Source organism: Vreelandella venusta, assembly GCF_015689495.1.
GTDB classification, from domain to species: Bacteria; Pseudomonadota; Gammaproteobacteria; order Pseudomonadales; family Halomonadaceae; genus Vreelandella; species Vreelandella venusta.
The window spans coordinates 4,141,005-4,161,708 of the sequence record NZ_CP065135.1 but is presented as its reverse complement, the minus strand read 5'-3'; the positions used below and the strand labels follow the sequence as shown (position 1 = coordinate 4,161,708).

General features: G+C 55.2%; 22 protein-coding genes. 10 read left to right on the top strand and 12 right to left on the bottom strand.

Annotation, left to right across the window (positions count from 1 at the left end; translation table 11 throughout):
• Window positions 1–35: 35 nt before the first annotated feature.
• From IR195_RS19140 to IR195_RS19115, 6 genes are all read right to left on the bottom strand, one after another.
• Complete coding sequence (locus tag IR195_RS19140) at window positions 36–2,225, bottom strand: TonB-dependent receptor domain-containing protein (RefSeq protein ID WP_206048350.1); 2,190 nt, start codon at window positions 2,223–2,225, stop codon at window positions 36–38.
• Window positions 2,226–2,300: 75 nt separating this feature from the next.
• Window positions 2,301–2,690: a DUF2946 domain-containing protein gene (locus tag IR195_RS19135; protein ID WP_206048349.1), complete on the bottom strand. Its 390-nt coding sequence runs from the start codon at window positions 2,688–2,690 to the stop codon at window positions 2,301–2,303.
• A gap of 238 nt (window positions 2,691–2,928) precedes the next feature.
• The gene (gene modC, locus IR195_RS19130; RefSeq protein ID WP_206048348.1) at window positions 2,929–4,044 is read right to left on the bottom strand and encodes a molybdenum ABC transporter ATP-binding protein; all 1,116 of its coding nucleotides are present in this window, start codon (window positions 4,042–4,044) and stop codon (window positions 2,929–2,931) included.
• Window positions 4,034–4,735, bottom strand: a complete 702-nt coding sequence (gene modB / locus IR195_RS19125) for a molybdate ABC transporter permease subunit (protein ID WP_146942396.1) — start codon at window positions 4,733–4,735, stop codon at window positions 4,034–4,036. The genes modC and modB overlap by 11 nt, the downstream gene beginning before the upstream one ends.
• Window positions 4,732–5,520, bottom strand: a complete 789-nt coding sequence (gene modA, locus IR195_RS19120) for a molybdate ABC transporter substrate-binding protein (RefSeq protein ID WP_146942398.1) — start codon at window positions 5,518–5,520, stop codon at window positions 4,732–4,734. The genes modB and modA overlap by 4 nt, the downstream gene beginning before the upstream one ends.
• A 92-nt stretch (window positions 5,521–5,612) precedes the next feature.
• Window positions 5,613–5,999 (bottom strand): winged helix-turn-helix domain-containing protein, encoded by a 387-nt coding sequence (locus IR195_RS19115; protein WP_125752717.1) that lies wholly within the window; start codon window positions 5,997–5,999, stop codon window positions 5,613–5,615.
• A gap of 318 nt (window positions 6,000–6,317) precedes the next feature.
• On the opposite strand from IR195_RS19115, the gene IR195_RS19110 reads away from it, so the two are divergent.
• The 4 genes from IR195_RS19110 (at window position 6,318) to IR195_RS19095 (ending at window position 9,387) form a co-directional block, all read left to right on the top strand.
• On the top strand, window positions 6,318–7,202 hold the full coding sequence (locus IR195_RS19110; RefSeq protein WP_206048347.1) for an urease accessory protein UreD: 885 nt from the start codon (window positions 6,318–6,320) through the stop codon (window positions 7,200–7,202).
• Between the two features lie 97 nt (window positions 7,203–7,299).
• Window positions 7,300–7,581: a DUF3649 domain-containing protein gene (locus tag IR195_RS19105; protein ID WP_193059649.1), complete on the top strand. Its 282-nt coding sequence runs from the start codon at window positions 7,300–7,302 to the stop codon at window positions 7,579–7,581.
• 19 nt (window positions 7,582–7,600) lie between these two features.
• Window positions 7,601–9,115, top strand: a complete 1,515-nt coding sequence (locus IR195_RS19100; RefSeq protein ID WP_206048346.1) for a PepSY-associated TM helix domain-containing protein — start codon at window positions 7,601–7,603, stop codon at window positions 9,113–9,115.
• Window positions 9,112–9,387, top strand: a complete 276-nt coding sequence (locus tag IR195_RS19095; protein ID WP_125752704.1) for a DUF3325 family protein — start codon at window positions 9,112–9,114, stop codon at window positions 9,385–9,387. The genes IR195_RS19100 and IR195_RS19095 overlap by 4 nt, the downstream gene beginning before the upstream one ends.
• Here the strand turns inward: IR195_RS19095 and IR195_RS19090 are convergent, their stop codons facing one another.
• The 5 genes from IR195_RS19090 to IR195_RS19070 all read right to left on the bottom strand — a co-directional run bounded on the left by IR195_RS19090 (window position 9,388) and on the right by IR195_RS19070 (window position 15,649).
• Window positions 9,388–10,437, bottom strand: a complete 1,050-nt coding sequence (locus tag IR195_RS19090) for a FecCD family ABC transporter permease (RefSeq protein WP_146942408.1) — start codon at window positions 10,435–10,437, stop codon at window positions 9,388–9,390.
• Window positions 10,438–10,440: 3 nt separating this feature from the next.
• Window positions 10,441–11,460, bottom strand: a complete 1,020-nt coding sequence (locus IR195_RS19085) for a FecCD family ABC transporter permease (RefSeq protein ID WP_146942521.1) — start codon at window positions 11,458–11,460, stop codon at window positions 10,441–10,443.
• Complete coding sequence (locus tag IR195_RS19080; RefSeq protein ID WP_125752695.1) at window positions 11,457–12,434, bottom strand: iron-siderophore ABC transporter substrate-binding protein; 978 nt, start codon at window positions 12,432–12,434, stop codon at window positions 11,457–11,459. Before IR195_RS19080 ends, IR195_RS19085 begins: the two co-directional genes overlap by 4 nt.
• Window positions 12,435–12,441: 7 nt before the next feature.
• Window positions 12,442–14,586: a TonB-dependent alcaligin siderophore receptor FauA gene (gene fauA / locus IR195_RS19075; protein ID WP_206048345.1), complete on the bottom strand. Its 2,145-nt coding sequence runs from the start codon at window positions 14,584–14,586 to the stop codon at window positions 12,442–12,444.
• A 127-nt stretch (window positions 14,587–14,713) separates the two neighbouring features.
• Complete coding sequence (locus IR195_RS19070) at window positions 14,714–15,649, bottom strand: helix-turn-helix transcriptional regulator (RefSeq protein WP_164517122.1); 936 nt, start codon at window positions 15,647–15,649, stop codon at window positions 14,714–14,716.
• A gap of 374 nt (window positions 15,650–16,023) precedes the next feature.
• On the opposite strand from IR195_RS19070, the gene IR195_RS19065 reads away from it, so the two are divergent.
• From IR195_RS19065 to ureG, 6 genes are all read left to right on the top strand, one after another.
• The gene (locus IR195_RS19065) at window positions 16,024–16,326 is read left to right on the top strand and encodes an urease subunit gamma (protein ID WP_009098441.1); all 303 of its coding nucleotides are present in this window, start codon (window positions 16,024–16,026) and stop codon (window positions 16,324–16,326) included.
• Window positions 16,327–16,428: 102 nt separating this feature from the next.
• A complete protein-coding gene (locus IR195_RS19060) occupies window positions 16,429–16,749 on the top strand; it encodes an urease subunit beta (RefSeq protein WP_146942418.1) in 321 nt (106 codons plus the stop codon).
• Entirely contained in the window at window positions 16,746–18,461 is a 1,716-nt protein-coding gene (gene ureC, locus IR195_RS19055; RefSeq protein ID WP_146942420.1) for an urease subunit alpha, read from the top strand. The genes IR195_RS19060 and ureC overlap by 4 nt, the downstream gene beginning before the upstream one ends.
• A 14-nt stretch (window positions 18,462–18,475) precedes the next feature.
• Window positions 18,476–19,009: an urease accessory protein UreE gene (gene ureE / locus IR195_RS19050; RefSeq protein WP_206048344.1), complete on the top strand. Its 534-nt coding sequence runs from the start codon at window positions 18,476–18,478 to the stop codon at window positions 19,007–19,009.
• A complete protein-coding gene (locus IR195_RS19045) occupies window positions 18,999–19,706 on the top strand; it encodes an urease accessory protein UreF (protein WP_206048343.1) in 708 nt (235 codons plus the stop codon). The genes ureE and IR195_RS19045 overlap by 11 nt, the downstream gene beginning before the upstream one ends.
• Before the next feature lie 41 nt (window positions 19,707–19,747).
• The gene (ureG, locus tag IR195_RS19040; protein WP_125752677.1) at window positions 19,748–20,380 is read left to right on the top strand and encodes an urease accessory protein UreG; all 633 of its coding nucleotides are present in this window, start codon (window positions 19,748–19,750) and stop codon (window positions 20,378–20,380) included.
• 61 nt (window positions 20,381–20,441) lie between these two features.
• Here ureG and IR195_RS19035 read toward each other — a convergent pair whose 3' ends face one another.
• Window positions 20,442–20,696, bottom strand: coding sequence for a formate dehydrogenase subunit delta (locus tag IR195_RS19035; RefSeq protein WP_146942428.1), 255 nt, complete (start codon window positions 20,694–20,696; stop codon window positions 20,442–20,444).
• Window positions 20,697–20,704: the final 8 nt, after the last annotated feature.

The window sequence follows — 20,704 nt, the reverse complement described above, 5'->3', positions numbered from 1 at the left end:
GGGGAAACAGGTGCTCAGTAGAGCACCTGAGTGAATCAGAAGCTGAAGTCGGCCCGTGCCCACACCATCCGGCCAGGCTCGTTAATACCGCGATCCAGATCAGCGGGGTAGCCAAAAGCGGCGTTACCCGCTAGGTTCAGGTGCTCGGTGTAAGTGGTGTCGAAAACGTTATCCACACCCACACTCAAGGTTAGGTGGTTGCTTGCGTGATACGCGCCATTAAGCGAGAACAACCCGAAACCTGAGGATGATTCCAGGTCTTGGCCGACGACATTGCCTTTTTCGAGCGCAGTGCGGTTTTGTGCCGCGACGCCACGCCATAGGCCGCCCACGGAGTAAGCGTCGCGTGCATAGGTCAAGCCAACATTAGCTTCCAGCGGTGGGATTTGAGGTAAGGCTTCATTGTCGTCGGCATTACGTCCCCAGGCATAGGCCAGGGATGCATTGCCCACCCAGTTGTCGGTTATTTGATAGCTGGCGCCCACTTCGGCACCTGCAATCTGGGCATCAATGTTATCGATTTGAGTAGTGCCCATGCCCGCTGTGTTGTAATCAAACAGAATAAAATCGTTTACATATCCTGCATATCCGGACACCCACGCGCTCAAGCGCTGGTCGTTGTACTGAGCACCGATATCCAACTGGGTGGTTTTTTCGGCTTGAACGCCATCGAAGGCATTCAAGCTGCCGGCCGGGCCCGCTTTGTTGGAACTTAGCTCCCAATAGTCAGGAAAGCGTTCCACATGCCCAACACCGGCATACCAAGTGATTGGTGCTGAGGCTAAATCTTGCTCGTAGCGGACAAAGGCACTGGGCAGAGTGTCACGGCGGGTAAGGCCTGCGGTAGCCGTATCCAGGCTCTCGTCACTGACGCGATAGCGGTCTACCCGGGCACCACCAATCAGGCGGTCACGTTCACCTATATACTGGGTGACCTCGCTGAAGGCGCCGAACTGGGTCTGCTTGTAATCGGGTTGCCAGCGCTCTCCATCCAGGTTGCGGTGTACCTGATGTTCAACGTCGACGCCAGCGATCCAGCTGGTGTTTTCCCACTCCCAGGTGGACGCAGCGCGCGCACTTCGAGTACGGCGATCAACTCGCATGGCCATGCCGTTACTCATATCCATGCCGCCGCCCATGTCCATGCCACCGCCCATGTCCATGCCGCCGCCCATATCCATGCCGCCGCCCATGTCCATGCCGCCACCCATGTCCATGCCGCTGCCCATATCCATGCCGCCACCCATGCTCATGCTGCCCGGTGAACGAAGGGTAAAGTTATCCATAATATGGTCGGCGTAGGCATAGTTGGCCTGCATTTCCAGGCGTTTCCAGTGCTCGCCTAAATTCTCGCGCTGAAAACGTATGCCCACGGTTTCGCGCAGAAACTTACTGCCATCCATGCCCCGTCCGGCATAGCGCGCTTCACCGTCTCCTCGGCCAGCGGTGACTTCAAGCCAAGTGTCGTCGTCGGGTGTCCAGCCTATGGCCACGTCGCCGTTCCATTTATCCCACTGAGAGGGCACAGCGTTGCCGTCGCCATCTTTATAGTCGTTGGCCTCTGATTGGTTGCCAGTAATGCGCAGATAGCCTGCTTGATTACCCACTGCGGCATCAACGCGGCGATCAAAGCGCCCATAGGTGCCCAGCATGACGCTGCCATCTACACGTACGCCCGCTTCATCGAACTCTTCTGGGCCGCGGTCAAAGCGCACCGTTGCCGCTGAGGCACCTGGCCCCCATAGCACCGACTGTGGCCCTTTGGTGACGGTGAGGCTGTCGTAATTTTCAGGTGAGATATAAGACGTCGGCGCATCCATGCGCGCCGGGCAAGCACCTAGCATTTGGCTGCCATTGGTCAGCACCCGTAGACGCGAGCCAAACATGCCACGGAAAACCGGGTCACCGTTGGTGCCGCCGTTACGAATGGCAGAGAACCCCGGAATGGTCTGAAGGTAGTCGGCACCGTCGCTGGCAGGGGCCGGTTGGCGCGGTATGCGTGGGTCAGTTTCCACCGTAAGTGGCGAGCTTAGCGGTACATCGGTGACGACCATGGTGTTGAGCGCATGATGATGGTCGTGGTGAGCGGCAGGCGACTGTGCCCATGTGCTTTGAACAGCCACGCTCGATGCCGCGGCGATGCTTAATGTTAGTGCGTGTCGTTGAAAACGGTTTTTTAAACGGGCAGGCGTAACGACGCCATGCCCAGTAGCTAGATGCGACATGATGATCCCTTTTTTTGATGTAGACAGCCACTCGCCTGAAGCGAGCTTCAGGCTGAAAGGGCTGACGATGTGGCGTTATACACGTCGCAAAAAGGGCGGAGCTCGCGTTAGCGCGTGGGGGTAGTTATCACAGGACCGCATCGCCTGTGTCGGTTGCGTCAGCAGTTGCCCGTGCGTGATAAACGCTTGCTGGCTGATCGCGGGAAGAGCGGTTGGTGTCGTTGGAAACTGTTGCCAGACGGTGCAGTAGCCACATTGGTGAAACCAGTTGAATATCGGCTCTACCGCTTCAGCATGGCCTGCAGAGTGGTGATGTTGACTTGCTTGCGGGGCCGCGTGCTGATGATGGTTTCCATTCTGGTGACTTGATGAATGGCTAGAAGAGTGGTCAGTGCCGTGGTTAGAGTGATGTTGCCCACCTGCTTGATACTGCGAAATTAGCGGCCCGCCCAGTAGGAGATGCATCGCCACAAACGCCATATAAAGCGCTATGCGATACCAAAGAGTCCCTACTGAACGTGATAAGTGCATTTACTCGATACGCTATTTGGGCCGTGTTATGTTGTTTCATATAGAGCGCTTGGCAATTTTAGCTGAAATTTCCTTATGAAAATGTGAGGGCGGTGCGGTCAATTGACACGTAGGGACTATTGGCGTCGGATAAAACGAGTGCTAAATCAATTCATAGCTCCGTCGTTGTGTATTAGTAATGCAAGATCGATACACTGCGCACTAGCGCTGTCACCTGCTTACCTACAGCGAGTTTCATTTCATCTGAGGACTTGCGAGTTAAGCGTGACCTAAGGTGAATAGAACCGAGGCTCAACAGCAGCTCCACCGAGTGTGGGCTGGTGGGCAACGTTTCCATTTTTTTAATAGTAGCCGCGAGCTGATTACGGTAGCTGGTGTCCTTTGTCGGTGAGAGTGCCAAGGCAATATCCCGTGCAAAGATGCGTACGCGCAAACGGCTGCCGATGGGCGCTGATATACCCGGTATTATTAATTGGTGACACTTATCAAGCGCAAGATGGGTTAGCTGATATACATCGTCATGTTCGACAACTCGACCTTCGATAATCGAGGCGGCATCGAACCCTCCCAGCTCCTCGGTTAAATCAAAGCGCTGCAAAAGATCATGCAATGGATCGCTAGCGATAACGTGCCCCGCTTTCATCAGTACGAGATGATCAGCAATTGCAGAGATCTCTTCGGGGTCGTGGCTGACGTAAATCACCGGGATTTGAACTTGGCGAGTCAGTCGCGCAATGAAGCGCAACAGCTCTTGCTTACGTGGCCCATCCAATCCGGAGAGTGGTTCATCCATTAGCAGTAGCTGAGGATCGCTCAGTAGTGCCCTGCCTATGGCGACTCGGCGAGCTTCGCCGCCCGAAAGCGTGCCTGGTATCCGCTCAAGTAAATGCCCGATGCCAAGCAATTCGACAATCTCATCGAAGCGGTGAGTTGCTCGTTTAGGCATGCCGTAGGTGAGGTTGCCTCGCACTCGGTAATGAGGAAAAAGACGCGCCTCCTGGAACACAACGCCAATGCGCCGTTGATGGGCGGGTACATTCTGGCGCTGTTGGGTGTCTAGTAGCACCTGGTCGCCGAGCTGCAGTTTGCCTACGTCGGGTTTGTCCAAGCCTGCAATAATGCGCAGTAGGCTGGTTTTGCCGCTTCCTGATCTGCCAAAAATACCGGTCACACCGCTAGCGGGCAGCGTGAGCGATGCTTGCAGCTGGAAGTTACCAAGACGCTGTTCAACAGAGAGCGATAGCGATGAATGGGAAGAGGCGTCGGGGGACGTTGGGTTAGTAGGCATCACGTTCCTGTAAACGCTGTTGGGTGCGGCGCGCTAGCCATTCAGAGGCAATTAACGAGAGCAGGGCAATAATGATGGCGAGAAAACATAGCCGTGCCGCAGCGGCTTCCTGACCGGGTGTCTGAATTAGCGTATAGAGTGCTAGGGGTAAGGTGCGCGTTTCACCAGGGATATTAGAGGCGAAAGTGATAGTGGCACCGAACTCGGAAAGCGCGCGAGCAAAAGCCAGCACGGTACCTGTTAGCAGGCCGGGGATCGCCAGCGGCAATGTGATGGTGGTGAATACCCGCCAGCGACTAGCGCCTAGCGTGCTGGCAGCCGCTTCGAGTTTGGGGTCAACAGCCTCAAGAGATAAACGCAGAGCCCTCACCAGTAACGGAAACGCCATTACGCCGCTAGCAACGGCTGCCCCTTGCCAAGTAAATGGCAATGATACGCCTAAGTTGCTGTAAAGCCATTGACCAAACATCCCTTGCCTGCCCAAGCCAATTAACAGTAGATATCCCACAACCACGGGCGGCAGAACCAGTGGCAAGTGTATCAAACCATTGACCAATGCTTTCCCGCGAAAATGATAGCGGGCTAGCCACCAAGCGACGGCAATGCCTGGGGGCAATATCCATGCAACCGCCGCTAAGCCGATCAGTAAGCTTAGGCGAATAGCCTCCCACTCCGCTGGAGAAAGCGTCACGGTGCACTGATGCTTGTGTCAAAGCCGTGCTCGGCAAAGATAGCGAGGGCTTCTTCACTGGCTAGCCACTCTCGTAGCGCCACGGCAGCAGCGTTTTGCTCGGCATCAATCAGGGCGATGGGGTACGTAATGGGGTCGTGGCTGGCGGCTGGGAATAACCCAAGTACCCTGACGGCCTTGCTGGCAAAAGCATCCGTTTGATACACCACACCGATGGGTGTTTCTTCACGCTCTACCAGCGCTAATGCAGCGCGCACATCACTGCCACGGGCTAGGCGCGGCGCTAGAGCTTCCCATTCGCCCAGTGTCTCCAGTGCTTGCTGGGTATAGATACCGGCCGGTACATGGTCTGGGTCTCCCACGGACAGTCGGTCGCGCTCGCCTAATAGCGTTTCAATAGCGATGCCTTCCCCCGGGGTGAACTGCATTGGCACGCTATCGCTGGCACTAACAAGCGCCAATCGATTTTGCAGTAAATCCCTACGTTGCTGCACATTGATATGCTGATCTTCAAGCCAATCCATCCACGTCACATTTGCGGAAAGAAATAGCTGCGCGGGACTGCCGCTGGCGATTTGTCGAGCAAGGGTAGACGACGAAGCATAAATCGCGGTCACATCAACGTCATTATGTGTTTCATAAACCGCAATGGCATCGTTTAGCGCATCGGTCAGCGACGCAGCGGCTGCAACGTGCACATTGTCGCTCGCGAGCGCTGATGCCGTCGGAAGGCTAAATAGAATAACGCTGGCAAGCAGGCGATTGTTCACACCGAAGTTAAGCATCGTTTTATTCCGCTATTTCCACATGGATATAGCGGAGATTAGCGAATACTCAGCGCGTGTTCAATGACAAATAACGCGTGGCTGGATGGCGATCAATCATTGTCGCGCTCGGCATCATCAGAAGGTGACAGAAGCGCTAGCAGTGCTTTGGCATCGTCAGGCGTTGCCATCACAAACTGCTTTTCCAGTGCTCGATAGTGGGTAAGTACTTGTTTGCCCATCTCTGTTAGGTGTGCTCCACCTCGTGCATTTCCACCGGAACTTGTGACTACCAGCGGTGATAAAAAGTAGCCGTTCATAGTTTCGAGCAGTTGCCAGGCTTTTTTATAACTCATGTTCAGCGCGCGGCCCGCCGCAGAAATTGAGCCGGTTTGATCAATCATTTCCAACAGGTCAGCCTTACCAGGGCCAATTACCACGTCGTGGTTTAACGCTAAGCGCAACTGGAAGGTAGGGGAAGGGTGATGGGTGCGTGTCATTATTGAACTCTGCTGATGACTATGTGCGTATCAGTTTAGCAACGATACAGTCCCCAACGCTTACCATTTAGTGGTTGGCGAAGAAGCGTTCCCAGCCTAGGTTAACAAGGCTTTGGCCTTCTTCTAACAGCGTTGAAGGTTGCTCCAACGTGGTGCGCTTATCCATTTTGACGCTCTTTTTTGGTGCTCAAGACCGTTATTGGCTAACAATCTCAAGGCTTAAGTTATTGTGTCGACAAAGAAACGTGGTTTTTCACCATTTTGGCGCACTCCTTGCATTTCAAGTTGAAATATTGACCAACTGGAAGCGATAGCGCCATGACTCTGTGTGAACTTGCGACACCTGCCGCTAGCTCAGGCCATCGCTTTGATGGCGAGCGCCACTGGGCGGCATCGCTGGGGCTGCGTTTTGCTAACCGTGAGGGCTCAACCCGATTGGTGCAGGCTCGTCACCAAGGGCCGCTACGAGTACAGCGGCCGTTTTACCCAGAAGGCAGCACGGAAGCTTGCCATGTGTACGTGCTGCATCCACCCGGTGGTTTAGTCAGTGGCGATGCCCTGACGATTCGCGCCCACATCGAGCGTGATGCTCATGCGCTGCTCACCACCCCTGCGGCTAACAAGCTTTATAAAGCTGACAGTCAGGGCGTTGCCTGGAACCAACAGACTGAGCTTAACGTGGAAGATGGCGGCATCCTTGAGTGGCTTCCTCAAGAAACGATCGCCTTTGATGGCTCCAAAGGCGCTCAGCGAACGCATATTGCGTTGCATGGCAGTGCCCGTTGCTTGGGCTGGGAAATCATGGCGCTGGGCCGCCCCGCCAGTGAACTTCCCTATGTAACAGGCCGCATTGAACAGCACTTTCGTTTAACCCTAGATGGCAAGCCGCTGTGGCTTGAACGCCAACCGTTGGATCCTGCACATCCGCGTTTTAACGGGCGCTGGGGGCAGGGGGGCGCCACGGTGCAAGCCACGCTATGGGCGGTGGGCTTAGAAGATACCGGTGTGGCGATTGAGGAGCTACGCGAAGCGCTGCCGGATAACCCGCGCTGGGCGGTTACCGTTCGCCAGGGCGTGCTGTTATTACGTTATCTCGGAAACTCACGCAATGAAGCCTGGACGCTGTGTGAGCAGGCGTGGCATGTACTGCGCCCGCACTGGATCGCTCATGTCGCCCACACACCGCGCATTTGGTTAACCTAAACGTTGTGCAGCAGGTGCTAAATAAGTTATTTTCACTAATGCAAATGAAAACCTTTTGCATTAAAATGGTGGTCTGTGACCTGCACCGAGATGCACCATGCTGCTCAACGTCTTATCCTCTTCCTATTGGCTGCTGATATTACGCATCCTGGCCGCGACGCTTGGCGGCTATATCGTTGCTGCACTGTTTTCGGTGGCAGCGCTTGGCTTACCGTTTGATACCATGATGTCTCTGCGTATCGGCATGATGGGAAGCTTCATTATTTGGGCGGGCGTGGCGATCTGGTCGTTTATCACGCCGAGTTTGATACGTCTTTGGGGGGCTATCGGTCTAGCCATTGGCGGCCTTCTAGTGGTGGCTAACTATGGCGTCCACTAAGCGCAGCGTGAGGCGTAATATGGCCCAGCTGCACACATGGTGCGGCTTGTTGGCTGCTTGGCTGCTATTTGCCGTTTTTCTGACGGGCACTCTGAGTTACTTCAAAGAGAGTATCTCGTTGTGGATGCAGCCCGAACTTCCGAGTGTCGCCACGAATGCTGAGTGGGACAATCGACGCCTAGCGGATTACTGGCAGCACTATCTTACTGAACATGCTTCCTCAGCGAGAAGCTGGCAGATCACCTTCCCTAATGAGCGCGAGGCTGTTTCGACAGCCGTCTGGTTTGGGCAGGATGGGAGAGAGCGGTCGATACTTGACCCAACCACTCTGACGTTGGTTACCCCGCGAGAAACGCGTGGGGGGGATTTTTTCTATCGATTCCATTTCCAATTGCATCATCTGCCCGCCATCTATGGCCGCTGGATCGTTGGTATCGCCACCATGATGATGTTCGTGGCAATCATTAGCGGCGTGATAACCCATAAAAAAATCCTGCGCGACTTTTTTGCTTTCCGGCCCCAAAAGGGCGCGCGCAGTTGGCTTGATGCGCACAATGCATTTTCGGTGTTAGCGCTACCTTTTCAGTTAATGATTACCTACACCGGCTTGATAACACTCATGTCGCTCTATATGCCTTGGGGAGTAGAGCGCGCGTTTCCCGATGCTGACGCGCGTCGCCAAGCGACCAGTGAGCTGCATGCCTTTCCACTCTCCGGCCCGGCTACGGGGCAGCCTGCAGCGTTATATGCCCTTAGCGAAATGGTCGGTGATGCTGAAGCGCATTGGCAGAAGCCGGTGCAGTCCTTAAGGATTAGCCACCCGGGGGATGCAGGTGCGCGTGCCGTGGTTTGGCAAAGTACCCACGAGGCATTATCCGCGCACCGCCCACAACGTATCTATGCGGCCAGTTCGGGCGCATTGTTAGCAGAGACTCAGCCGCAACGCATGGATGAACAAGCACATGGCATTATGGTGGGGTTACATGCCGGCCGTTTTGCCGACTGGGGCATGCGCTGGATCTATTTTGCGTTAGGGGCTGCTGGGTGTGGCATGGTGGCAACTGGGCTACTGCTGTGGACGTCAAAGCGTAAGCATAAGAAGGGCGGCGTAGTGGGGATGTGGTGTGTCGAGCGGCTTAATATAGCCACGTTGGCTGGCATGCCGATTGCCGTATTGGCCTTTTTCGCCAGCAATCGACTTTTACCGGTGGCGCTTAGTGGGCGCGCCCAATGGGAAATCCATTTTTTCTTTGCCGCCTGGCTACTGGCGCTGCTACACGCTGCCTTAAGACGCTCGGCCTCGCAGGCGTGGCGGGAGCAGTTAATTCTGATCGTTATCTTGTTGCTGTGCCTGCCAATACTTAATCTCTTGGTGCCTTCCTATCGTGTTCTAGGTGAGCTGACCGCAGGTAATTGGCAGCGTGTCAGCGTTGACCTGATCTGCTTGGTCAGCGCGCTGATCATCGTCTGGCAGATGAGGCGAGCCGCTAAAAAAACGCTTCCGCGTGTGCCACCTATTCAGGTGGCGTCATGATGCTGATCACGCTGCTAGCACTCGGTACGCTGGGCTTTGCCTTAATTGCGCTGTCGGATAGCCGCCACCGACGCCGTTGTGGCCTTAAGCCTGCTCAACAAAAACCTTGGCTCTGGGCGGGCGGCGCGATACTCGGTTGGCCGCTTTGGTTGGCGATGGAAACCTGGAGCACTGGGCTGGCAATAACGCTATGGTTGGGCTGTCTAAGTATCTCGGCGGGAGTGGTATTTCTTGGTTTGGCGATGTTTGAGCGCTTTCTCCAGCAGCGGTAGTTATCCCCGCCGCTGGCGATTTAATAAATAAACCAAATAGACGCCGCCCAGCCCGGCTGTTAAAACCCCGACGGGTAACGCCCCAGACGGTAATGAGTACTGAGCCGCTAAGTCTGCCGCTAAAAGGAGCAGGGCTCCAACTACGCCCGCTGCTAAGGGGAGAGGTCCCGGTTTTCGCCACAGGCGTAACGCCAACTGGGGGGCGGCAAGTGACACAAACGCAATCGGCCCTACCGTCGCGACCGCGCCACCTGCTAGAAAAGCCCCCATTAAGGCACTTAATAAGCGTGAGGCTGCCAGATTAACGCCGAGGCTTTTGGCGACGGGGTCGCCAAGCGCCATCAGACGCAGCCGGGGAGCTATCAGCACAACACCGGGCAGTAACAGCAAACACAGGCCAAGCATTGGCCAAAGATCGTGCCACTGGCGTCCTGCTACGCTACCGCTAAGCCAAATCATCGCGTCTCGCGCTTGCTCTTGACCCAGCCAGGTCAAATTTAGCTGCACACCTGCTAGAGCCAAGGCATTGATAGCGATGCCAGCAATAATCATTGAAGAGGGGTGGCGAAAACCACGCCCAGAGCCGCTATAGACCGCCAGTGTGCCGATGATCGCACCTAGTGCGGCTCCTGTCGTGGTAGACATAATGCCCACCAACCAGCTGCTTGCCAGCAGTGCTCCCAGGCTAGCGCTGGCAGTAAGGCCGATAATATCGGGACTGCCTAACGGGTTGCGGGTGATGCCTTGAAACAGAGCGCCCGATACACCCAGCGCAAAGCCAGCACACAGCGCGACGAATGCCCGTGGTAAGCGCAGCGTAAACGCCTGCCACTGTTCAAACGGTGTCGCATTACCTTGGATAAGGTGCCCAAGCGCTTCCTTGCTAAGCCCTTGGCTTCCTAGCATGAGAGAACCCAGTAATAGTCCTAAAGCGACGATACTGGCCAACACGTAGGGGGCTAAAGCACGGGGTGGCAAAAGACAGGGCGGCAAACGCCAGGGGAGTAAAAGACGGGAGGCTGGCAGTAACGTATTAAAGCGTTTCATCATAACTCACACACCGCGCTGGTTAATGCGCACAGCGACTAACAGAAATGGCGCGCCTAGCAGCGCTGTCAGGATCCCTGTCATGATTTCAGCAGGGCTTAGCAAAAGGCGGGCGAGCAGGTCTGCCACGATCATCATAAGGGGGCCCATCACTAGGGCGATGGCAAGTTGCCAATAAACGTAATGACCGGCAATTTTTTTGGCCAATAACGGCACGGCTAAGCCCACAAAGGCGATAGGGCCCACCGTGGCGGTTGAAATCGCCGCTAGCAGCGCGCTACCGCTAAGCACCGCCAGCCTCAAACAACCCGCATTCAGCCCCAGCGCTTTGGTCACGCCGTCACCCATTTGCAGGACGTGCAAAAAGCGCGGGAGGATAAACGACAGCCCTAGTCCGACCGTTATCCAGCCCAATAGTCGCTGAGCCTCATCTAACGTATGCCCATTGATGGACCCAACGATCCAGAAGCGATAGTTAGCAAATAAGGCGGGGTGGGTAAGGGTAACGGCTTGTACGTAGGCAAAGAGAACGGCGTTAAGCGCCGCCCCTAACAGCAGCAGATGTGCTGGGTCATGCTGGCGGTAAGCGCTCTGAACGCCGACTAAAACAGCCACGCAAAGCGCGCCAGGTAGCGCTAACCAAAAAGCGCCTGCAGGCAGCGAGCCAAGCACCAAGCCAGCGGTTACCAGAGATGCGGCTGCGCCTGCATTGATGCCCAGCAGCCCAGGCTCGGCTAGCGGGTTGCGAGTTAAATTTTGTAGCAGTGTACCGGCGACAGCAAGTGCCGCGCCGGTGGCGATGGCGAGCAGTGTGCGTGACAGGCGAGCTTCCACTAAGTCGTTGGCGTAGCTAGTGTCTAGCGCTTGAAGTGCCCGCCATACTTGATAAGGGGAGAGGTGTTCTGCTCCGACTGAGAGATTGATCCAGCCAAACAGCAGTACCGCTCCCATTAGCCCAACCAGCCAGCGTGTTCGTTGCCGTAAAGAGGGAAATAGGCCGTTCTCCATACCCGCTTCAGCATTCATCGCTGTTCTGCTGCCTCGGCAAGACGTGGCAAGAGCCGCTCGATCATCCATTGAGTCGCTAGTGGCGAACCAGCAGAGCTAGCCACGATTAATGGCTGATCGGTCAGCGCCAGATAGCGGCCATCTGAAATGGCTGGCAATGAGGCAAACAGCGGTAGCTCAGCGACTCTATCGCGCTGCTCTGCGCTGTGATACCAAGAGACCACTAAATCGACATCTTCGAGCATGGGCAGATGTTCAAACCCTAGGTAGTGCGCAAAGTGATTACCGCTTGGAGAAAGGCCTTCAACCGTTGGTGACAAGTGAAGTCCAAGGCCTGTCAGTGTGCCAACGCGAGGGTCGTCTGCTAAATACACAGAGACGTTTCCGGAGGCTGGGTCGGGCCGCACATAGGCAAAAGTGGTGTCCGCAAGACTTGGATAAGACTCGCCTGCAGTCCTCAGCGATGTGTCGAGATGACGTATTAAGGCAGCGCCTTGTTCCGGCACGCCAAGCGCTTGTGCAATACGTTCAATCTGCTCATCAACAGAGGTGAGGTAAGGACGCTCTGGGTAAGCGACAATGGGCACCAGTGGCGACAGCAGATCATAAATAGCGTCTGGAACACCACTGGAAGGTGCCAGAATGACATCCGGCTCCAGCGCGAGCAGTGCTTCAACATCCAGTTCGGGGTATTGGGTAATCGTGGTGGGGAGCGGCATTGCCTGTGCTTCTAGAGCGTCTCGTACCCATGGCCAATAGCCATCTTCATCGCCGCCCCACTCCGCACGGCTGACCCCGACCGGCACCACGCCAAGTGAAATGGCAATATCATCAGCACCAACGCCAAGGGTGACGACGCGCTGCGGTGGCTCGTCAATGGTGGCTGTTCCCAGTGGGCTTGGGATGACAACGGGAAACCGATCGGTATCAGCCACTGCCCCCGTCATGGGGGCAGCCGCAATTAACAGGGTGATTAATGAGCGTAACAGCATCAGCTTCTCACCAATCCCAGTTGATCGACATAACGGCACTACGAGATTCGCCAAGCCAGTACTGGCTGTAGAAACCAATTTGCTCGTAGTAGTCCTTGTCAAACACGTTGTTGATATTCAATTGCGCGCTCAATTGATCGTTGAAGCGGTAGCGTGCCATCAGATCAGCAACGGCGTAAGCGTCTTGCCCAACCTTAACTTGGCCATTGGGACTAGATGTGTTCCGCCAAATATCGCTTTGCCAACGAGCCCCGCCGCCCAGTGTTAAGCCACTCCATGCACCCGGTAGTTGGTAAGTGGTAAACAGTTTGACCTGTTGGCGCGGATGGGTTGTGTTAGTCCGCTCGCCGTCGGAGTTTTCTGCATTGGCTAGTGTGTAGCTGGCGCTTAAATTCCAGCCTGAGGCCACTTCACCAATCAATTCGACTTCAACGCCATTGACCTGATTACCATCAACGCTGCGGTGGGCGGACGTACCCGGCTGGCCGATCACATCAACACCCGGAATGGCTTCTGCCACACCGTTTTGCTCCGTTCTAAACAGTGCAATGCTGCTATCCAAGTGGCCGTTCAGAAGGGTTGCCTTAGCCCCCAGTTCATAGCTGCGGCCCTGAATAGGATCAAGCAGAGAGCCATCCTCACGGCGGGCATTCTGAGACTGGAAAATCTCGGTATAACTCGCGTAAACAGAGGCGTAGTCATTAATATCGTAGATAATGCCTGCATAAGGCGTTATTTCGTTGCTATATCGGTACTGCCGCTCAGATCCATAATAAGTCTGATCCAATTCCCAGTCGCTTAGGCGTGCACCGAGAATAAGATTCAGCGGATCACTCAACGAAAAGCGCGACACCATAAAGCCGCCGCTTTGCGTTACCTGCATATTATCTGAGCTGTTGAACTGCCCCCATTGGGGTTTAGCCACCACGCTGTCTCGCCAATTAAAGTAACTGCCCACGGAAGGCGGTGTACCAACTGGCGTGGCCAGCTTTATCTCGAAGTCATCTTCGTTATGCATCCAGCCAAAGCCCAGCTCGTGCTGGCGGCCAAATAAGCTGAAATCACCTTCGGCCGTCACGTTCACGGTTTGTTGAGTGCGGTTGCCGCGGTAATTTAAGAAAGAGCTGGACATACCAAGGCCAGTTTCCCTGTCTGGGAAGCCGCCGCGATAAAGGTACTCTAGGCCATAGTTACCATCGTTATGACTAACGGCGGCGCGTAACGTCCAGCCGTTATCCAATTGGTGGCTAAGATCAGCGAACACGCGAGTGGTCTCGTTGTAAAACGTTGACCAGTCGGTGTTGTTAGAGGCGCTGCGGTCAAAGTCCGTTCGGCTGCCATCAGCATAAAAAGCCGGGACACTGGCCCCTGCGCCGAGCGTCTCGTTGTGCTGATATTCAACCCCTACGGTTAATTGAGTCGCGGGGGTAAGCTCGCTACTGATAACACCGTAAAGCGTCTCATGGTCATCTTCGAGATGAGAGATAAAACTATCGTTCTGGTCTTTGGCGACGACAAAGCGGGCCCCTGTCGTGCCATCGCTGCTTAATGGGACAGACACATCCGCGGTGACGCGGCGCCGGTCCCAACGGCCGAGGCCTGCGGAAACAGAGGCAGCCGCTTCGGACAACGGGCGTTTGCGAATAAAGTTAACGCTTGCCGAAGGTTCGCCAGCGCCGGTCAATAAACCGGTTGCCCCGCGCACTACTTCAACACGGTCATAAATCGCCGCATCCCAGTCGGTATCGCCAAAATTCCAAAAACCGCTGAGCGGAATACTGAGTCCGTCAAACTGCACGCTACGGATTGAAAAACCACGTGCGGCATAGCTAATCCGGTTACTGTCAGCTCGGCTTGGCGAAACACCGGGTACTTGGGCTAAAACATCACCGCCTGACTGAGCCGCGCGGTCGTCGATCTGCTGGCGAGTAATAACACTTGTGGATTGGGGCGTCTCGCGCGGTGTTAATGACAGCCCGACCGCACTGCGGCTAGCGGGAACTGTATAGCGTTGAGTGCCTTCACTGCTGGTGCTGAGGCGCTCACCGGTCACTAACACATCATCGAGTGTTTCGTCAGGAGCTTCAGCAAAGGCAAGCAAAGGGTAGGCAAGAATAAGCGCAGTGCATGTTGATCGATATAAAAATGGCATGGAGCGGTTTTCCAAAGTGGATGTTGCCAATAGTTAATGTTTTATAATGAGAATTATTCCACTTATGCCGGGCGAGCGGTTATGCCCGCCGCGCAATTGATTATGCGCAAACGTCAGCCGCATCGTTTCAGGAGCGCTCAAGGGAACTTTCTGTCAAAGCCCCCGGTGAAATGCCGTAGTTTTTCTTGAATGCAGTAATAAAGTTGCTGGCATGACGGTAGCCACTTAAATGTGCCGCTTGTTGAACGCTGTGGCCGCTCAGCAGCAGCTCGCGGGCTAACGCAAGCCGGCGTTTTCGCAAATAGTCGATAGGCGCTAGGCCGTAAGCCATCTTGAAATGCCGCATTAACGTACTTGGGCTCATAGCCGCGCGATCCGCTAAGCGTTGCAGCGTGTGGTCAAACGACGGCTCTTCATCCAGCCAGCGGCGTACTAGCGCCAAGCGCTGTCGATACAGTGCGCCACTGTCAGTCGTATAGGGGGAACGGCAGTCCAGCCCCTGGGCGATGATTTGAAGTGCCAGCCCTTGAAAGCGCATACGCTGCGACTCAGCGCTACTGGAAGCACAGCACGCTTCATCAATGGTGAGCTGTAATCCAGGACTGAGTTGCCAGACATGGGGGGCAGTCGATGAGATGTAAGAGCCGTACCAAGCCTGCATAGCTGGTGCGTCGAGCGATAGGCATAGCGTGCGAAGCCGTTGATTAGCAGGATGAAAAGCGCTGAGCGTTAAACCTGTATCTAATCTTAGCCAGCAAGCTTCCCCGGCCGTTATCCAGCGCTTTTGGCCATCAATATCGAAATGTGCGCAGCCCTCTAACATCACCACAATCAGCAGGTCGGTATTGCCCTTAGAGAATGATTGATAGGGGCGCAGTACGTCCAAGTCGGAAATAAAAAGCTCCACACCAGCAGCTAGGCTAACTTCTTCTACACGCCCTTGGGCGATTGATGTTTTCGGCGTACAGGCAGTGTTGGAAGCAATGGGAAAGCGGTAATCGATACTGTATCGGCGTCCGTAGCCCAAAAAATGATCAACTGTATAGCGGGTGCTGATGGTCACGTGGTGTGTCTCAACCTGGTGTAGAAATAGAGGCTCAAAAAAAGCCTTATTTAAATGACGCATATAAATAGTAATAGGTTTTATTACTATTTGATAGTTAATGCTAAGTAGGGCGTTTTAATTGCACTTCTTTGGTGCGAGGAAGGGTCTGGCTGATTAGCATGGTGCATTTTTGGTGCGAATAAGAGAAAGTCGATATTTTTCAAGCTATTGAATAATAATAACTATTTTTTATATTCACCATTTTGGTACGGCGGTTGCGCTGCATTGCTTCAAATAGGCGTGCTCGGTTTCGATAGTCGGGGAGCGTTGCTCTAAATCCTGCACTGACGTTGCTGTTGAGCGCTGCCACTGATTGAGCCAATGGAGCCCCCATGGAATTGACCCCGCGAGACAAAGATAAGCTGCTGCTGTTTTCTGCCGCCCAGCTTGCCGAGCGTCGCAAAGCACGTGGCCTAAAGCTTAACTACCCCGAAGCCGTCGCGCTGATCAGCTTTGAAATTATCGAAGGCGCCCGTGACGGCCGAAGTGTCGCCGACTTAATGAGCTACGGCCGTGAAATCCTTAGCCGTGATGACGTCATGGAGGGTGTGGCGGAAATGGTTGATGAGGTTCAAGTAGAGGCTACCTTTCCAGACGGCACCAAGCTCGTGACCGTGCATACCCCCATTGTTTGAAGGGTAAGTGGTGAATAGTGAGGTGTGAGAAGAGGTTGTTACTCCTCTCACCTTACGACCCACCCCTCACCCCTCTCAGCACCGCGACGCAGGAGCAAGCAGATGATTCCCGGTGAGTATCAGTTAAAAGACGGTGATATTGAGCTATGCGTGGGCCGCGAGCGGATTAGCGTCGACGTGGCTAATACCGGCGACCGCCCTATTCAGATCGGCTCTCACTATCATTTCGCTGAAGCCAACCCCGCGCTGGTATTTGATCGCAGCAAATCCCGTGGTTTTCGCTTAGACGTGGCAGCGGGTACCGCAATTCGCTTTGAGCCTGGCCAGACCCGCAAGGTCACGCTAATTCCCTTCGTTGGTAAGCGCGAAATTTACGGCTTCCGCGGCGATGTGATGGGTGCGCTCGATGGAGATAAACAATGAAACCGGTTAACACAATCAGCCGGCAAGCCTACGCCGATATGTATGGACCCACGGTAGGCGATCGTGTGCGCCTGGGCGATACCGAGCTGTGGATTGAGGTAGAGCAAGACGCTACCCATTATGGCGATGAGGTGAAGTTTGGTGGCGGTAAAGTCATTCGCGACGGTATGGGGCAAAGCCAGCGTAACGACGCTACGGTGATGGATACGGTGATTACCAATGCGCTGATTTTAGACTGGTGGGGCATTGTTAAAGCCGATGTCGGCCTGCAAAGCGGGCGTATTGCCGCGATTGGCAAGGCAGGCAACCCCGACACTCAGCCCGATGTAGATATAGTGATTGGCCCCGGCACTGAAATTATCTCAGGTGAAGGCAAGATTCTCACCGCTGGAGGGATTGACGCTCATATCCACTTTATTTGCCCCCAACAGGTAGAAGAAGCGCTGATGAGTGGGGTGACTACCATGCTTGGCGGTGGCACCGGTCCGGCGACTGGCTCCAACGCCACCACTTGCACCCCTGGCGCCTGGCATATTGGCAAAATGCTGCAAGCGGTGGACGACCTGCCGATGAATATTGGCCTGTTGGGCAAGGGCAACGCCAGCTTGCCGGAAGCGTTGGCAGCGCAGCTGGAAGCCGGTGCTATGGGGCTCAAACTCCACGAAGACTGGGGCACCACGCCTGCTTCCATTGATACCTGCCTCAGCGTGGCAGAGAAGTACGATGTGCAGATTGCGATCCACACCGACACACTCAACGAATCCGGTTTTGTGGAAGACACCCTGGCGGCGTTTAAAGAGCGCGGTATTCATACCTATCACACCGAAGGGGCTGGCGGCGGTCACGCGCCGGATATCCTGACCGCCTGCTCAAAACAGTACGTACTGCCGTCTTCCACTAACCCGACGCGGCCTTATACGGTTAACACCATCGATGAACACCTGGATATGCTGATGGTCTGCCACCACTTGGACCCCAACATTCCCGAAGACGTGGCCTTTGCCGACTCACGTATTCGCCGTGAAACCATCGCTGCTGAAGATATTCTCCACGACTTGGGTGTGATCTCGATGATTGCCTCGGATTCCCAAGCCATGGGGCGAGTGGGCGAAGTGGTCTGCCGTACCTGGCAAACGGCTCATAAAATGAAGGTGCAGCGCGGCTTATTGCCCGAAGATGAAGCCCAGGGTGCTGATAACCTGCGCGCCAAGCGTTATATCGCTAAATACACTATTAACCCCGCGATCACCCATGGCATTGCCCATGAAGTAGGTTCTATCGAGGTTGGTAAGCTGGCTGATTTAGTGCTCTGGAAGCCGGCATTTTTCGGCGTAAAACCCTCGCTGATTTTAAAAGGCGGCATGATTGCGGCAGCGCCCATGGGCGACCCCAATGCCTCTATCCCCACGCCCCAGCCGGTGCATTATCGGCATATGTTCGGGGCCTTTGGCCGCGCCGCCAGCCAAACACGGCTCAACTTCGTGAGCCAAGCGGCGATTGATGCGGGCATTAAAGAGCGACTGGGCCTGCAGAGCTCGCTTTCTGCCTGTAAAAACGTACGCGGCGTGCGTAAAAAAGATATGAAGCTCAACGACGCCTGCCCAGAGCTCACCGTTGACCCGCAAACTTATGAAGTGCGCTGCGATGGCGAGCTACTTACCTGCGAGCCCGCCACCGAGCTGCCGTTAGCCCAGCGTTATCACTTGTTTTGATTAAAGGAGCCCTTATGCTGAAACTGATAGAACGTTTAGGGCCGATAGACGAAAGCGCCGCCAGCGACACGTTAACGCTGCCCTTCGAACTGCGCATTCGTGGCCGTTTGAAAGCCGAGAGCGATAGCGGTCGCGAGCTGGGCCTGTTTCTGGATCGCGGCCCGGTGCTGCGCGATGGTGAGGGCTTGAAGGCCGAGAGTGGCGAGGTTGTCCGCGTGTGTGCCGCTATCGAACCGGTCGTCACCGCGCGGGTGAGCACTGGCTTACCGCTGGCGAAGCTTGCCTACCATTTAGGCAACCGCCATGTGCAGCTGGCGCTGGGTGAAGATGAACAGGGCGGCTGGGTGCGTTTCCCACCCGACCACGTGCTCGAAGAGCTGGCCGAGCTTTTGGGCGCGACGCTTGAGCACCACAATGCCACCTTCGATCCAGAACCCGGCGCGTACAACCAAGTGGGCGGTGGGCATTCGCATAGCCACGGGCATACTCATTCCCATGGGCACGACCACGACCATTCACACAGCCATGAGCACCACCATGCCCACTGAGCGTGTCGCGCTAGACAGCCATGACTTAGCCCTGCTAGGGCTAATGCAGCTGGTCAGCCCCGCGCTACCCATTGGTGCCTTTGCGTTTTCCCAAGGGCTGGAAAGTGCCTTTGAGCTGGGCTGGGTAAGTGATGAACAAAGCCTTTCTGAGTGGCTTTCCGGCGTCCTGGAAGATGGCCTAACTCGCTGTGAACTGCCGCTGATTGCGCGCTTTTACACCGCCCTTGAGCAGCGGGACAGCAATGCAATTGCTCAGTGGGACGAGTGGTTGGCGGCCACCCGCGAAACCGCTGAATTAGCCGCTGAGGATAGCCGTTTGGGCGCTTCACTCAAGCGCCTGCTGGGTAGCCTGGAGTTATTGCCAAAAGGCGCTGGAAATCCGCCTTTACTTCCGTCTCAAGCGGGCTATGTCACCCTATTTAGTTACGCCGCCTACAGGCGGGGCGTACCCCCGCGCCAAGCGCTATTAGGGTTTGGCTGGGCATGGTTGGAAAATCAGCTGGCAGTGGCCTGCAAAGCACTACCCCTAGGCCATACCGCCGCCCAGCGGGTAATTGAACAGCTGCGCGGGGAGCTGGTGGCGGCCGTCGATCAAGCCCTCTTGCTAGAAGATGATGCTCTTGGCCCGATACTGCCCGGGGTGGCGCTGGCGAGTGCTCTGCACGAAACACAGTATTCACGCTTGTTTAGAAGTTAAACGCTTAGCTATTTGAAACACTTATTAATTCGGAGATAACCATGACGCACTGTTTACGTGTAGGGGTGGGCGGCCCGGTGGGGTCTGGCAAAACGGCACTGCTTAAGCAGCTTTGTTTGGCGCTACGGGATTACTACGATATCGCCGTGGTCACCAACGATATCTACACCCGCGAAGACGCCGATTTCCTGCTCAAACATGATGCGCTACCGGCGGATCGTATTCTGGGCGTAGAGACCGGCGGCTGTCCGCATACCGCCATCCGCGAAGATGCTTCGATGAACCTGGCGGCCATCGATGAGCTACATGCCCGCCATCCAAGATTAGAGCTGGTGCTGGTGGAGTCTGGTGGCGACAACCTCTCTGCGACGTTTAGCCCCGAGCTTTCTGATCTTACGCTTTACGTGATTGACGTCTCCGCAGGCGATAAGATCCCCCGTAAAGGCGGGCCGGGTATTACCAAGTCAGACCTGCTGATTATCAACAAGATCGATATTGCCGAGCAGGTACACGCCTCGCTTGAGGTGATGGAGCGGGACTCGAAGAAAATGCGCGGTGAGCGCCCCTTTGTGTTTACCAATCTCTACGATGGCGTTGGCCTTGAAGAGATCATCCGCTTTATTCTCGATAAAGGCATGTTGGATGAGCGTCGACCCCAGGCAGCAGCAGTATAGTCGTTAGCAAGTGACGGTAATAAAAAGCGCTCGCAGCAGTGGCTTGCCAAGCGGCAAGCCACTATGTTGAGCGGGCTTGTCGCTCAGCCAACAGTCGCTCAGCCAACAACAACGCAGCGCGCCGTGCCAACGGTGACAGTTCATCATCCTCCCGCTCCAACGAGGCCACCAGACGTTGTTTCATTGGCCTTGCCCAGAAGGTTTCTAGGTGTCGACAAATGGCTGCTGCAGCCGTTTCCTCGTCGTGGCCGCCGCGCAAGTTCACGGCGATTTGATTAATCATGTGAATCAGATTCTTATCGTTATGCGTCGACATTGAGTGTC